Consider the following 15,318-nt stretch of genomic DNA (forward strand, 5'->3'; position numbering starts at 1 on the left):
TATCCATTATACTACATGTATCACAAGAAGGAGGTTTTAATTCAATGTTTAATCCAACCGATTTTCCCAAGTCCACCCTTATTTCAGTCAACAGTGTGGAACTCGAAGTGTTTGAAGCAGGCCGAGAAAACGCTGGAAAACCTATTGTACTCTGCCACGGCTGGCCAGAGCATGCCTATTCTTGGCGCCATCAGATGGACGCACTTGCCGCAGCAGGCTACCATGTCATCGTCCCCAACCAGAGGGGTTACGGCAACTCATCCCGTCCAACCGAAGTAACAGACTATGACATTGAACACTTGTCGGGTGATCTCATCGCGCTTCTCGATCACTATGGATACGAGGATGCTACCTTTGTCGGTCATGACTGGGGTGCATTCGTCGTTTGGGGACTGACCTTGTTGCATCCAAACCGCGTCAATAAAGTGATAAATCTGAGCTTGCCTTATCAAGAGCGCAGAGAAAAACCCTGGATCGAGTTCATGGAAGAAATACTTGGCGGCGATTTCTATTTCGTCCACTTCAATCGACAGCCAGGCGTCGCGGACGCCGTATTCGAAGACAATACATACAGGTTCCTTCGCAACCTGTACCGGAAGAACGAGCCTCTCAGAGCACCTGAGCCAGGTATGGCGTTGATCAATCTCGCCAGAGCAGAAACACCGCTCGGTGAGCCCGTATTGAGCGAAAGCGAGCTGGCCGTTTACGTCTCCGCTTTTGAAACATCAGGGTTCACGGGCAGCATAAATTGGTACAGGAACCTTGACCGCAACTGGCGCTTATTGGCGAAAGTGAACCCAATCATCCAGCAGCCGACCCTCATGATCTACGGCGACCGGGATGTGGTTGCGAAGTCTGAAAACCTGACAAAGTTCGTGCCCAATGTGGAAGTGGTTAATCTGGATTGCGGTCATTGGATCCAGGAAGAAAAGCCGGAAGAAACAAACCAAGCGATTTTAAAATGGCTGGAACAATGGGAGATGTAGTTTTTTTCAAAAACCAAGAAGAGTTTAACGATTGGTTAGAAGAACATCATGCTGAAGCTAGTAGAATTTGGGTGGGCTATTTTGGGATAAGTACAGGGCGTGCAAGCCTTACTTGGTCTGCATCAGTAGATGCCGCTCTTTGTTTTGGGTGGATTGACGGTATACGAAGAACCATTGATAAACAAAGCTATAAGATTCGCTTTACTCCCCGCAAAGTAAATAGTGTATGGAGTGCTGTGAACGTAAAGAAGGTAAAAGCACTAATACAGCTTGGAAAGATGAGACCAGAAGGAATGCACGTCTTTAACAACAGAACCGATGCACAAGGCTATTCCTCTGAACAAAGAAACGTGGAACTTGCCAAAGAATATGAAGAACAAATCAAGGCAAATCAAACAGCCTGGTTATTCTTCACTAATTTATCACCATCCTATAAAAGAGATTCTATCTGGTGGGTAATGAGCGCCAAGAAAGAAGAAACACGATTAAGAAGGCTTGGAATGTTGATCGCTTCATCTGAAGAAGGGTTAAAATTTCAACATTGCAAAAAAAATATATTACAGAATAAGGAAATATAAATAACAAAAGAATCGTTAAAAGGGATTTTTGGTACTACATACATCTGGGTCTATTGTTTCCCAGATCTTTAGGAGAGAGGAGCTACTGTATTTCTCAAACAAGCAGGGCGAAGGTCTTTCCTACGAAAGTATTGAAGAATCATTTACTCAAGAACATAGCTTCATTTGTAAGTCACATCGAGTTTTCCGATGTGACTTTTTGTGTAAAATTTGATTCTAATCAAATTCTACATATTTTCAATTGGCTCCTCTTGTTACCATAGAAGTAAAGGGGGGAGAAATTATATGGATAAAAAGATTAAACTACTATTCACAAAAGATATAATGAAAGAGTCCGCACAATGTTTTGGAATACGTGAGAACTCCATTATCGAATTAAATGGGTTTCAAAATTTCATTTATTCCGGCGTCGTTGGAAATAGAGAAGTCATTTTAAGAATTACGCATGTCACCCATCGAAATGAATTATTAACAAGAGCGGAACTAGATTTCATCATGTTTCTGGCTGATCGCGGAATGAAAGTAGCAAGGCCTATTCAATCTTTATCAGGGGATCTTATTCATATCATTGACGAGTCCTTTATTGTGACAGCTTTTGAGAAAGCACCAGGCAGAAATGCAGTAATCGCCGAGGAGAGCAATACGTTTTATGAAAATATTGGACAAATGGTCGGGAAAATACATAAGTTATCGCTTAACTACTCGTCCCAAAACTCACGCCATGAATGGAGTGGTAATACTCTATTAGAATTTTTTAAGAAGTATTGTCCGTTAGAATTACACAGTAACTATGATCGTTTAATTAATGAAATTAGTGCCCTGCCCAAGGAAAAAAATACATATGGTCTTATTCATGGGGATATCAGCCCAGGCAATTATCTTAATGATGGGGACAAAGCCTTTATTATTGACTATGATGAGGTGGAATATAGCTGGTTTGTTTCTGATATTGCTACACCATTATTTTATGAAATCCCAATTCCTTGGGTTGTGTCTGGAGATGTGAGAAAGGAGATTGCAAAACGCTACTATTGCAACTTCTTAAATGGCTATTGCAAGGAATACACTGTAAGCCAAAGCCAGTTAAACAAAGTTCCACTATTTATAAATTTAAGGCAAGCTAGAGTTTTAGCTGCGCTCTATAGAAGCAGAGACTTTAACGCTCCTGATTGGACTGAATGGTATGAGCAAGCCCGACGCTTCTACTATAATAATTTATTAAATAACACTCCTTATATTGATATGGACTTTTTGAGTTAACGGGTGAACCCTGTCACAATTAGAGCTAAAGGCTTTTGATGAAAGTATGACTTTATCCCGATTAGCGGAATAGAGGCTTTACACACAAAAAAGATCCAATCACCTAAGATGACTGGACCCTCAATAATAAACTTAAATTTCAAAATCAATCTTACCCTTTTGGGTTATTTCAAAGGGACCAGGTGTGACAACTGCATCGGGTCTCTTTGTTCCGAAAAAGTCGGAGTCAAAATGATATGGACTGCTGTCCGGCTCCTCAAATTTCATGTTGGCGTGATAAGTCTTTCCAAGTAGATCCGTGGTAACTAACATTGCATTGGTTCCCCGAAGCAATTCGGGATCATGGATCTGAATGTGCACTTTGCCTAGTGCAAGATTCGTCTCAATTGTTACGCCCTTATGTGCAACTATCTTCGCTAGGGATTCGTGACGACTTGGAACCGCATCGTTAAGAAATACATTGCCACCCATAGCCACCGGAAGAACGGCATTGCCTATAAAGAAATCCTTCGCGGCATCGCCAAGCTCCATAAGCTCCTCTTTGGTGTATTCCCACCATTTCTTATCTTTCACATCAGGATGTTGATCGTAGCCGCCAAGTCCCGCAGCATGCAGATAACATATGGAATTGTCCGGAACCCCGTCCATGACCGTCTTCCCGTCCTCTCCAACTTCATCCCTTGGTTTAAGGGGAAGATGCTCAAAGAAGTTGATGGGCACAGGCTCCTTATTAGGATCATTGTCACCTATAAAGATATTGTTGTAGTACCTGTCATCGCCTCCAGTGATATTGGAGTATCCGGCCATGGCCGTCTCGTGAGGGAAGTGATATGGCGTAATACGGGTAATTTCGGAACGAACGACAAATCGGCCTGCAAACAAATTATGAGCAAATGCCCCGCCCTGAGCCATATTTCTGAAATTCATCGGAGATAGAAATAGGTTGTGATCGACCATATACGGACCATGGCAAACCTCAACGAAGAGGTCCTCCGAAAGATTGTCAAAAAATACATTACGGCTGATGCGAGTGCCCTGTGCCTGCCAGTCCAGCCAAAGCGCACGGTAACAGCTATACATTATATTTTCGCTAATTTGAGTATCCAGGGAAGCATGCAGTTTAATTCCCGCTACTTCGGCACCGTGTCTGAGTCGTTTGTGGTGAATATTATAAATACGGTTCTGATATATGCGGCTGAAGGCTGCTCCCATATGACCCACAATACCTGCCTGTTCACAATCGTGAATCACATTACCTCGAACAGTGTGACTTCCGATGTTATCCTTATGCCAGCCGGAGCGTAATGCTCGTAAAATAACCTCCTGTTCACGTTGAGTACCGCCTTTACTATGCTTCTCCAAAGACTTGGTGTGCCCTGTGCCGATTTCGGTACCCAGGCTAATACCAACGCTTTTGGATTCACTGATTATATTGTTTTCAATAATCCAACCCTTGCTCCAGTGAGGTCCAATCAATCCTTCCTGGTAGTCTGTAGGTGGCGCCCATTGGGGGGAGGCTTGACGCAGAGTAAAACCGCTTACGGTGATGTAGTTAATTCCCGGTTTCTCAGGCCAGAAGCAATAAGGACGTACATTGATTTCTACATTTTCCTTACAAGGATCTTTTTCACCAAAGTTGGCCCAGATTTTTGTTGTTGCAGAACCAACCTCGGCATACCATGTTAACAATGAATCCTTGGGATACTTGGCTTCGGACCAAACTTTAGGATTGTGAACGCTTTCAATACTATTGCATTCATACAATGATTTGCCATCCAAATAGACATCGCCGAGATGAATCGGGAAGGGCCCGTCAAACAACCAGTCTCCACTGAGTTCCACCTCAAAGGGATTACGAACGGAAAAGAGGGAATTGAGCACTTCTGTGCTCCAGACATGGTCTCCTTCAGACTTCCAGTTGGTAATCCGCTCAGCTCCTGTAACCACGACTTCCCCGTCTCCTGCGGATCGATATACGATTCTATGCTCTGCTGTTCCTCCATTAGCGGGGTTAACCCATTCCCTGTATACTCCCGCATGAACAATAACTGTATCACCAGCCATGGCATGAGTCGCAGCGCGTGATATGGTACGAAGAGGTTGATCCGCTGTTCCTTTTCCTTGATCATTCCCATGGTTGGATACATGATATTCCATAACAACTCTCCTTCTATTTTAAAATGTTTGTTGTATCCCGTTATTATACTAGAAAATATTTATAATGGCAGAGATAGGAAGGTGTATGTTAGCCTGAATTGATATTGATAAAAGGTAAAATCACATCCACTACCCTATGAAGTTGTGGATTTTTGCGTATTAAAGTCTTCTAGCTATTGTTAAAAGCTATGACCAGTCATGCATTTTTCATATAACATGCTATCTTTCCAATCATGCTATACTCAGTGAACTAAAAAGTTAGAAGGAGAAATAGTTATGATACCATTTCGTAATGATCATGTAGGTAGCTTTCTACGTCCTGCAAATTTAAGTCAGGCACGTGAACAATATAAATCAGGCAACATCACATATGAAGAATTAAGAGCTGTAGAAGATCAAGAGATTATTCGAATTATTGAAAAGCAAAAGGAAAATGGCGTATTGGCAGTTACGGATGGTGAATTCCGCAGAAGCTGGTGGCATTTTGATTTTCTGGGCGGCTTGGATGGCGTAGAGCTGTATGAGCAAATAGACGGACCGAAATTCCATAACATGCAGACTCGCAAGGGCGGGATTCGAGTTGTGGGTAAAGTAGATTTCTCGAGTCATCCCTTTGTTCAGGATTTTGAGTTTTTGAAAAAGCATGCAGGTGACACAGTGGCGAAACAGACCATTCCAAGTCCCAACATGCTTCTATATCGGTTGGAGAATGGCGCCAATATCTATTCGGACCGAGAGCAATTCCTTCAGGATACGATAGTAGCGTATCAAAAAGCCATTCAAGCTTTCTATGATGCGGGATGTCGATACCTGCAATTAGATGATACCGCTTGGGCGGACCTATTCTCAGAAGCTGGTCACGATAAGCTGCGTGCCAAAGGTCTGGAACCGGCAGAAGAGTTGAAAACGATGCAGCGAATGATTAACGAAACATTGGCTCATAAACCGGCGGATTTAGTTGTGACGATGCATATTTGTCGTGGTAACTATAAATCGAATTATTTCTCAACGGGTGGTTACGAGTACGCTTCTGAAGTTATCTTTGGAGGCTTAAACGTAGATGGATTATTTTTAGAATTTGATGATGAGCGCTCAGGTGGTTTCGAGCCATTACAATATGTGAATCGAAAAGATTTGAAAATCGTGCTTGGTTTACTCACATCAAAAACAGGCGAGTTAGAGGACAAAGAACACATTAAAGCTCGGATTGCAGAGGCGGCAACCTATGTACCACTTGAGCAACTTTGTTTGAGCCCACAATGTGGATTTTCGTCTACAGAAGAAGGCAATATTTTAACGGAAGAACAACAATGGCGTAAACTTCGTTATGTGAAGGAAATTGCAGAAGAAGTTTGGAATTAATCCATTTAAATAACGGAGGGGATGTAAAATGACGATACAAGCAGACCAAGAGACAATTATAGTTGAAGCGTTCATTAATGGTCAAAATGTAAAATCCCTTTCGCAGGTAGCAAAAGAAAATCCGACAAACCCATCTGAGATCGTAGGCTATTTCCCTGTCACTACGAAAGAACAAGCGGTTGAAGCGATTGAAGCGGCGGCAGGGGCGTTTATAACATGGAAGCAGACCTCCATTGATGAACGCATTATGATGATGCGCAAGGCGATCGAGAAGATTAGAGCAGCTGAGAATGAAATTGTGCATTTGCTGTCCAGAGAGCATGGCAAGCCCCTGTATGATGCACACGGTGAAATTTATGTTTCGTTAATGTGGATGGAGTTTGCTTGTAATGAAGCCAAATCGGCTCTACAGGAAGAGATCAAAGAGCATGAGAATGGTAAAACGATTCTTTCCTATGATCCAATGGGTGTGGTGGCAGCGATTAGTCCATGGAACTATCCCATTGCTTTATCTACCATTAAGATTGCTCCTGCCTTACTTGCGGGCAACACGATTGTGCTTAAACCAAGCCCATTTGCACCACTGGCGGCAGCGAAGGTAGCAGAGATTATTGCGAGTGAGTTCCCGGCTGGTGTTATCAATGTGGTTCATGGTGATGCGGATGTGGGCGTTGAATTGACTACGAATCCTCATGTTACGAAGATCGCCTTTACAGGTGGAACCGCAACAGCTAAGCATATTATCAAAGCTGCTTCGGAAACGATTAAGGATATGACGCTTGAGCTTGGTGGTAATGATGCGGCTATCTTCTTGGAAAGCTTTGATGTTCATGATGAGCGAGCAATGCGCCGGATTGTCATTTCTAATTTCTTGACAGCAGGACAGATCTGTATGATCGCCAAACGTGTGTATGTACACCGTTCTATTTATGATGAGTTTGTGGAAAAATATATAGAGGCGGCTAATCGCTGGATTCGAATTGGTGATCCATTTGATTCAAATACGACAGTAGGCCCGGTTAATAACCTGAAGCAGAAAAATTATGTGCTTGGTTTGGTTGAAGATGCGCAAAAGCGCGGGGCTAAGGTCATCCCTCTCGGGCAAATTCTTGATCAGAAGCTGTTTGACCAAGGTTACTTCTTACAACCTACGCTTGTTTTAGGTTGCGATATTCATGATCCGATTGTAGTAGAGGAACAGTTTGGCCCTACGGTTCCGATTCTGCCATTTGACGATGAAGAGCAGGTTATTCATCTGCACAATGAAAGCATATATGGATTGACGAGTTCTGTGTGGGGGAAAGAAGAGGATGCCATCTCCGTCGCACGTCAACTCGAAGCGGGAACGACCATGATCAATACAGCTGCTGTGCAGGGACTCGACGTTCGATTCCCTTTCGGTGGCTTTAAACAATCGGGTATTGGCCGTGAATACGGCGCGGATGGGATCCGCACGTATACCGAAAAGCATGTCATCAACGTTCCAAAGACACTGGATCTTCCGTATATCCCAGAATAAATTTTATATCACATAACCTCGCATCGAACAGAGAATATACATGTGAAATGAAATGAAGGCTCTAACTTTGCTCTGGTGGCAATCAAAATAAGAAATAAAGAAGCCACTCCATTTTTTGGAGTGGCTTTGTGTTCAGCTACTATACGGTGAACGGCGGTTATCTTCTACCGAGTGTCTCCCAAATTCCATGGAGCCAGGAATCGAACTCAGCATCTTTGTCGCCCTCGTAAGTATCATAGAGATCCAGACGTGTCTTTTGCAGTTTTTCCTTAAATTCCTCAAATGTGTGACCTTCAGGAAGGCTTTTTTTGATCCGTAGCAAAATTTTGTTAGTACCTTTAAACAGCTCGCCTTTGTTTTTGGCAGGCATTTGTACATCTTCATCCAACTGTTTCAGCTTGTGATATGCGGCTTCACGCACCTGGAACACTTGATCATTTTTCAAAACGTGCTGCAGCAACTTAATGGTAGGGGCTGTATCCCAGTTTCCCAATTCGTTCACTGCATTCAGTCTGTCTCTCCAGCTTGACGTCCGATTAGCGGCTCGTTTGAGCTCTTCAAAGTTCTCCGGTAGTTCGTTTACTGCTCCAATATCATGGTTGTTCGTCAAAATTCAATCTCCTTAATCATCGCCATCTCGGCAGAATGATGAATGTTATTTATGTGATCACTATTATAGCACGAACCTGACTAAACTACTCCTATGAAGCCGATGGGTTAGCCTTTTCCTTAATGAAGTCCACCATATACACCCAACCAATTAGTCCACATAAGACAAAACCAAACGCATGCAGAGATCCATAAATGGGTATAAAATCGAGTATGGTTAAGGAGTACATATTTTTCAGTAATGGATAGAAGATGGAAATGACAACAACCGTGTAAAAGGCTAGACAAGAAAGGCCTAAGAAGAAGGTTGCCTTAATATCCAAAGCATTTTTTCTCAAATAAGCAAGGAGATAAGCTGTGTAAACCACAATATTGCAGGCGAACAAACTGACACCAATGTATTCAATCGGCTTGGAGAAAATCATACCAATAGCAATCAAGATGGGTCCGATGATATCGATGGCAACGACCCAAGGATACCAGTTTTTCTTCGTCATGATGCGTCCCAGTGCACCAATAAAAATCGGAACGATCGCAGATGAAAAATGAAAGTGGAGCGAGCTTAATGCGTGCGTCGCAGGATTAGCCTGGAAGAGGCTTATTTGATATTGATATAAGGTAAACCAAATGCCCCCGATTAAAAAATAAACGAGCCCCGCGCCAATCGCTATTTCAGCTGCTTTTCCTTTAGAGACCACAATAGTGGTCAAGCCATAGATGCCAAGCAGCAATGTGAACAGTAGCCATCCAAGAGACAGAATCCCTGGGATTCCCGTACTTTCTAACCCCCACATCCTGCTACTCATTACTGAGGCGAGAGTAAAAAGCGCAGCGGGAAATTGAAGCCATTTCATAGCAGCATAAATCATTCGTTGATGTTTATTTTTTTCATCATGGTTCAAAAGTAAAATTACAAGAGGCACAATGACGAAAGCCGCAAAAAGCAGAAATTTTTCAACAAGTTCGAATTGAAAGTAATCCAGATAAAATATCAGAATGGCTATGATTCCACCGGGAAACACTGGTGCTAATAATGATTTCATTCGTTGTTTCAAGGAACTATTCATGGGTTTCCTTTCTAACGACGTTTAGTATAGATCGGCAATTCTTCTTTTAGTAGTCTAACACATTTAATTGTCAATATATGAAAATAAGCTTATCTTACTGCGAGAAGGATCGATATGGGAGAATATCAGTCATGTCAGTACTATGATTTTCCCCAAGAAAACGAAAAATCCCTTTATGGATTGCATTCGCTCATCCTTCCATCGTAATTAAAGATTTGCTTTATGATATTTATGAATGAGAAATCACCATTGAATCCGTTTTTTGTATGTTGTCCTCGCTAACGGATGCCCATTCCCACGAGGGCCATAAAAGTGGAAAACTTAACGAAAGCTAATCGGAAGATTAATTCAATAGTGGATCTATCACCTGCACTTGCCCTAGGTTATAATTGGAAAAACACGATTCCCTATTTACTTGATAGGGATGCATTAACGAAGAGAGGCAGAGTGGTAGAGCGATGGAAAAAGACCCTTTCGCACAACTTATTATTTTGCATCAAGAAGATGAACATGAAAAATAGTAGATAGAATTATGGAAATTCCTCAATCAGACAGAGACTATAATACGGTCAGTTTGTTGGCAAGAGCTATGAATAATCTAGAACGCTACGATGAAGCGCTTCAACAGCTTTTGACTATTGCAAAACTAGGTGAGGATGACCCTCTTTGGCACTTTCGTGTGGGCTACTCTTACTACTACTTTAAACAATATGATGAAGCATTAAGAGAATTTGAAATTACAGATAAGCTAGATCCAGGTGATAAATCTACCTTGACATTATTAGATTGGAGCCGAGGTAAAGTCGCCCAAAAGAAAATGAAGTTAAGCAATCTACTACATCGAAAGGTATAAACGAAGAAACTACATTCAACGAAGCAAGGGATATTCCCATGGGAGTTGTAGTAAATGTTGCAGACAGATTTAAACCATTTTTGCTAACCGTTCAAGATAATAATAGTGCGTCACTGGAATACTTAAAAGATATGTATATTGATAAATATTACCCTGATTTTCTTGTAGATAAAGTCAAAGCTGAACTAGTTAAAGTTATTGAATTTTTGGAGCAAGGAAACCAAGATATCGAAGAAATCCAAGCAAAGCTTAATTTCGCCATTAACGCAATCAATGATATTGCAGAAGAATTTGATGAAAATGATAGCGAAATTGAAACAGTTGCGAGAGAGTCAATTGCACAAACTGTCGAAGATATTTTAGCCTTTTATTATATCGAAATAGATACAGAAGTAGCCATTCAAGAACGGGACTGGTAGTCAAGACTAGGAATCCAAAGGTGGCCGTCACGATTGGAATTCCTTGGCGTCTGAAACCTATGAGCATACCGAATTACAAATTAAAATCATTACCTGATTAAAGTTAGAGGAGAGAATGCAAAGATGGATAAGGATCTATTGAAACAACTCACTCTGTGGCATAACAAAAACCAGCATGACAAAATAATTAACAAAATTTTGGAAATACCCCAAGCAGACATGGACTATGACATGGTTTGCCTTTTGGCAAGAGCACTGAATAATCAAGAGAATTATAAGGAAGCAATCAAATATTTTTTATCTGTGCAAAAGCAAGGCGAGGATGATCCTCTTTGGCATTTTCGATTAGGATACGCTTATTATTACCTTAAACAGTATAAGGAAGCGATAGCTACTTTTGAACAAGCTGTAGCACTAGACCCTGAAGATGCACATGGCAGGAGATTTCTAGAAATGAGCCGCAACGCCGCTGGCAGAGCAGGAAATGAAACGATTCATATCGCTAGCGTTGAACAGGATGAGGGTTTGTTAGAAGCTAATGAAGAAATAAATCCATTCGGGCTAATTTCTCATAATAATGGAAGTATATCCATGATTTTGGGTGTTGGCGAATATAAGCATGAAATTTTTCAAACGCGATCCGAAGAGGGATTTGAGGGCAATGGCTATGATTGGGGTTCATTGGCAGCCGTTTTTCTCAAAGAAAGAATGCCACATTTAGTTCATATCGTGCGGTTTGATCCTGAAGCTGATATGTTCGCTGCTTATTCGGACGATAGAGAAGCTATACTTAGTTTTGCAATAGCCTTTAAGGGCGCATGTGAAGATGATTCATTAATAAAAGACCTATTCTCCCGAGCTGAATTAGATTGATTGGAGATCAAGGTACAATAATTTTCTGTTGCATGAAGAATTGAAAAGTTTTCTCGCATTCCACTGTCCTACGATTTAGCCAAGTTTATTCCGACCGATGATATGAGGGATCTTGTGCCGTACTCCGTCATCTAAAAGAGGTCAGCCGATTATCACCGGTTGGCCTCTTTTAGATGAGGGATGAATTTATCTTCCTTGCAAAACAAAAAAAAGCCGCGCATCACGCGGCTCTCGATCTGATTTTAGCGTCCGCCCGTATTGGAAGCCCAGACAGGAATCCAGCTGTTCGGATAATAGTTATTGGTCAGGGTTGTGTTATAGAGAACTAAATTTCCATCACTTTGCATGATCAGTGTATCACCTGTTGTGTTAGTCGGTAGGCTGCTTCCGTGATGACCCGGAATCCATGAGGTGGTATTGGGAGACCAAGCAGCTACCTGTACAGAAGTATCAATCATCAAAACTTTATCCCATCCCCAACCGGTGTAGTATTCGAATTTACCTGTAGCCGGGTTGAAACCATAACGATAACCATATTGGTAAACATCTTGATATTTCATGCCATATTTATACATGACAGGTTTCCCGTATTGTGGTTCAAACTTGAACGAAAGAGCCCCACTGTTACTGGTACCGCTACTCCAAAGAGAAGAACCATTCTGATAGATAACGAAGTTTCCGTCATTTTGCCAAATGGCTGAAAATCTACCATCTTGAGAAGTGAGATAGTCACCCTTTGCCATGCTTTGGCCGATCGTGAGCTTATCTCCAATGTAGCCAGCAGAAGCCGTTGCTGGTACGGCAAATGCAAGAATCAACAAGCAAGCCATAAGAATTCGAAAAGATTTGGGGAAAAGTTGTTTGTTCATTGGACACGCTCCTATGTTCTTTATAATGGTTAACGCTAGCCTCAATTGGTGTAAAACGGGAAATAAGATCTAAAGTGCTCCCAACGGTTACCTCCTTTTAATAGAAAGTGTGAAGATTTTTGATACATATTATGTAATGGGATGTGTGTTTTTTAGGAGAGGAAAGCTAAGTATACGCTTGTTCTTTAGTAGAGGAGTTGCATCATTAGGCAAAATAAATACTTTTTTTTCCATTATAGCAACCAGAAAATATAAAAGCCATATTTTTCTATATGAAATTCTGAATCTATCACCTACGTCCAATGGGTCATAACCTCTCGTCTCCTGAGTTAGAAAAAAACCTAGTATTCGCTTGATAATATTGAAGCTAAATACTAATTTTGGCGTAGCTCGAGATACAGGTATTCATCTTCTCTATCAATCTCCCAAAATTTTTACATACATTTTATATATTTTATGATTTTTATGAATTGAACTATGGTAAAATATCTCAGGATCTAAAATTGGAGAGGGGTTTTTTCATTCATGTCTTGGAAAAAAGTTTTGGGTAAAAGCACACTACGTGTAGCTACTGCTGCACTATTGCTCACGCAACTATTGGGCGCAGCAGGTTCTGTCTCTGCCGCAGGTAACGATGTAGAAGTACACTTGATTGGAATCAATGATTTCCACGGTCAGTTAGATACCACATCAATCGTGGGTGATAAAAAGGCAGGATCAGCTCCAATTCTAGCAACCTATCTCAAAGAAGCTCAAGCCAAATATGAACACTCCCTACTCTTCCATAATGGAGACTCTGTTGGTGCTTCTGCTCCAGCCTCATCTCTGGATCGTGACGAGCCTACTATGGAATGGATGAATATGATGGGATTTGATGTAGGCTCCTTGGGTAATCATGAATTTGACCAAGGTGTCGCTGCTTTGAAAGCACAAATCTTTGGTGGCCTTGATCCAAAAGAAGGCAAAGTAACGCATGCTGGTGCAAAATTTGATTACGTCAATGCAAACGTCATTGAAACTGCCACAGGAAAAACATTGATTAAGCCGTATGTGGTTAAAGAAGTGGGAGGAGTCAAAATCGGATTCATCGGATTAGTGACGAAGTCTACACCTGCCAAAGTATCTCCATCCGGGACAGCCGGCGTACGTTTCTTAAGCGCAGAAGAAGAAGTTGAAGCGGTTAATAAATATGCCAAAGAATTGCAAGACCAAGGTGTAGAAACGATCATTGTTTTGGCGCATGATCCAGCAACAACCAAAGAAGGCGTAACCAGTGGAGAAGCGGCTGATTTGGCAAAAGCTTTGCCCGCAGATTCCCCTGTTGACGTTATCGTTGCAGGTGACAATCATGCTTTGGCTAACGGTGAAGTGAATGGAAAGTTGATCGTTCAAGCTTATTCCTATGGTACGGCGTTTGAAGATATCAAGCTGATGATTGACCCTGCCACCGGGGATGTAACTGAAAAATCAGCGACTGTTACAACAACTTTCCAAGAGGGTGTAAAAGAAGACCCTGAATCTTTAGCTATTATTAAAAAATCATTAGACAAGCATCCTGAGCTGACTAAGCCAGTAGGTACAACGGATGGTTCTGTTACCCGTACAGATGCTTATAATAACGAAGCCGCTCTTGGCAACCTCATTGCAGATTCAATGCGTCATGCAGACTTTGGTGATAAAGCAAGCGCTGCTGACTTTGCATTTATGAATCCAGGTGGTATTCGTGCGGATCTGCCACAAGGCGATGTGACCTTTGCTGATCTTGCTAAAATCCAACCGTTTGGCAACACTCTAGTGAAACTGGAACTGACTGGTGAACAAATTAAAACCTTGTTGCAGCAGCAATGGGGTACCAACGCTGACGGTACACCAAACACCAAAACACTCCAAATCTCTGGTTTGAAATATACTGCAGATTTCAATAAGCCAGTTGCAGAACGTGTTACTAGTCTTAGTCTTGAAGATGGTACACCTATTGATTCTGCAAAAACATATACGGCTGTAGTTAACAACTTTATGGCTGCAGGTGGAGATAACTATAAAGTGCTAGTGGATGCTAAATCATCCTTGGCAGGTCCTATCGATCTGGATGTATTCTACCAGTACATCGTAGATACGTATAAAGGCGGTAGCATCGAAGCTAAAAATGAAGCACGTATCACAAACGTGGCTGCATCGACCGAGCCAACAGAAACACCTGTAACTACAGAAGTCATTTCTCGTGCTGAATTTGTAAGTGCTCTGGTGGACATGTTGAAACTAAACAACGTAACGACAGCACCTGCATTCAAGGATGTTGCTGCTAATGCTGCATATGCAGATGCGATTGCTGAAGCTACGCATGCTGGATTCATTCAAGGTTATGGTGGAAACTTCTATCCTGATCGGGATATTACACGTGAGGAAGCTGCCACAATTCTTGCTAAATTGGTAAAAGATCAAGCTACCGATAAAGACGCTGCTGCGATTATTGCTAGTTTTGAAGATGGTAAATCCGTGTCTGCCTATGCAATCAAACCTATGGCAAAACTGATTGACAAAGGTATTCTTGCTGGAACAGATAAAAAATCGCTCCAACCTAAACAAGGTCTTACTACTAACGATGCCAAAGCATTAATTGAAAAAGCTGTTGCAGCAAAAGCTTCATAATTTGATTATTTTGCAATTTTTGTAGTCCTATCATAGGAACAAAAGAAAAAACATCCTTACTCGGCTTCTTGCCGTTAAGGATGTTTTTTTTTGCTAGTCCAGCGAACTTGGATTAGA

At 41.7% G+C, this 15,318-nt stretch carries 13 protein-coding genes; 9 read left to right on the plus strand and 4 right to left on the minus strand.

Annotated elements, in window-relative coordinates; genetic code table 11:
* Positions 1-44 precede the first annotated feature (44 nt).
* The 3 genes from QVE09_RS24655 to QVE09_RS24665 all read left to right on the plus strand — a co-directional run bounded on the left by QVE09_RS24655 (position 45) and on the right by QVE09_RS24665 (position 2,824).
* A complete protein-coding gene (locus tag QVE09_RS24655; protein WP_315938932.1) occupies positions 45-986 on the plus strand; it encodes an alpha/beta fold hydrolase in 942 nt (313 codons plus the stop codon).
* Positions 962-1,564, plus strand: coding sequence for a YdeI/OmpD-associated family protein (locus tag QVE09_RS24660; protein WP_315938933.1), 603 nt, complete (start codon positions 962-964; stop codon positions 1,562-1,564). Before QVE09_RS24655 ends, QVE09_RS24660 begins: the two co-directional genes overlap by 25 nt.
* Positions 1,565-1,849: 285 nt before the next feature.
* Complete coding sequence (locus QVE09_RS24665) at positions 1,850-2,824, plus strand: phosphotransferase enzyme family protein (protein ID WP_315938934.1); 975 nt, start codon at positions 1,850-1,852, stop codon at positions 2,822-2,824.
* Between the two features lie 132 nt (positions 2,825-2,956).
* Here the strand turns inward: QVE09_RS24665 and QVE09_RS24670 are convergent, their stop codons facing one another.
* Positions 2,957-4,981, minus strand: coding sequence for a right-handed parallel beta-helix repeat-containing protein (locus tag QVE09_RS24670; protein WP_315938935.1), 2,025 nt, complete (start codon positions 4,979-4,981; stop codon positions 2,957-2,959).
* Positions 4,982-5,257: 276 nt separating this feature from the next.
* Here QVE09_RS24670 and QVE09_RS24675 point away from each other — a divergent pair, with 276 nt between their 5' ends.
* Entirely contained in the window at positions 5,258-6,343 is a 1,086-nt protein-coding gene (locus tag QVE09_RS24675; RefSeq protein ID WP_315938936.1) for a 5-methyltetrahydropteroyltriglutamate--homocysteine S-methyltransferase, read from the plus strand.
* Between the two features lie 28 nt (positions 6,344-6,371).
* Positions 6,372-7,862 (plus strand): aldehyde dehydrogenase family protein, encoded by a 1,491-nt coding sequence (locus QVE09_RS24680; RefSeq protein WP_315938937.1) that lies wholly within the window; start codon positions 6,372-6,374, stop codon positions 7,860-7,862.
* 157 nt (positions 7,863-8,019) lie between these two features.
* On the opposite strand, the gene QVE09_RS24685 is transcribed toward QVE09_RS24680, so the two are convergent.
* Both QVE09_RS24685 and QVE09_RS24690 read right to left on the minus strand, forming a co-directional pair.
* Positions 8,020-8,472 (minus strand): HEAT repeat domain-containing protein, encoded by a 453-nt coding sequence (locus tag QVE09_RS24685; protein ID WP_315938938.1) that lies wholly within the window; start codon positions 8,470-8,472, stop codon positions 8,020-8,022.
* Positions 8,473-8,563: 91 nt separating this feature from the next.
* Positions 8,564-9,538, minus strand: coding sequence for a YndJ family transporter (locus QVE09_RS24690; protein ID WP_315938939.1), 975 nt, complete (start codon positions 9,536-9,538; stop codon positions 8,564-8,566).
* Positions 9,539-10,070: 532 nt separating this feature from the next.
* On the opposite strand from QVE09_RS24690, the gene QVE09_RS24695 reads away from it, so the two are divergent.
* The 3 genes from QVE09_RS24695 (at position 10,071) to QVE09_RS24705 (ending at position 11,683) form a co-directional block, all read left to right on the plus strand.
* A complete protein-coding gene (locus QVE09_RS24695; protein WP_315938940.1) occupies positions 10,071-10,391 on the plus strand; it encodes a tetratricopeptide repeat protein in 321 nt (106 codons plus the stop codon).
* A gap of 38 nt (positions 10,392-10,429) precedes the next feature.
* Positions 10,430-10,810, plus strand: a complete 381-nt coding sequence (locus QVE09_RS24700) for a DUF5713 family protein (protein ID WP_315938941.1) — start codon at positions 10,430-10,432, stop codon at positions 10,808-10,810.
* A gap of 123 nt (positions 10,811-10,933) precedes the next feature.
* Complete coding sequence (locus tag QVE09_RS24705; protein ID WP_315938942.1) at positions 10,934-11,683, plus strand: Imm51 family immunity protein; 750 nt, start codon at positions 10,934-10,936, stop codon at positions 11,681-11,683.
* A 242-nt stretch (positions 11,684-11,925) separates the two neighbouring features.
* Here the strand turns inward: QVE09_RS24705 and QVE09_RS24710 are convergent, their stop codons facing one another.
* Positions 11,926-12,552: a hypothetical protein gene (locus tag QVE09_RS24710; RefSeq protein ID WP_315938943.1), complete on the minus strand. Its 627-nt coding sequence runs from the start codon at positions 12,550-12,552 to the stop codon at positions 11,926-11,928.
* 525 nt (positions 12,553-13,077) lie between these two features.
* On the opposite strand from QVE09_RS24710, the gene QVE09_RS24715 reads away from it, so the two are divergent.
* Positions 13,078-15,201 (plus strand): 5'-nucleotidase C-terminal domain-containing protein, encoded by a 2,124-nt coding sequence (locus QVE09_RS24715; protein WP_315938944.1) that lies wholly within the window; start codon positions 13,078-13,080, stop codon positions 15,199-15,201.
* The last annotated feature ends 117 nt before the right edge of the window (positions 15,202-15,318 follow it).

The organism is Paenibacillus sp. ClWae2A (assembly GCF_032452295.1).
Taxonomy (GTDB): Bacteria; Bacillota; Bacilli; order Paenibacillales; family Paenibacillaceae; genus Paenibacillus.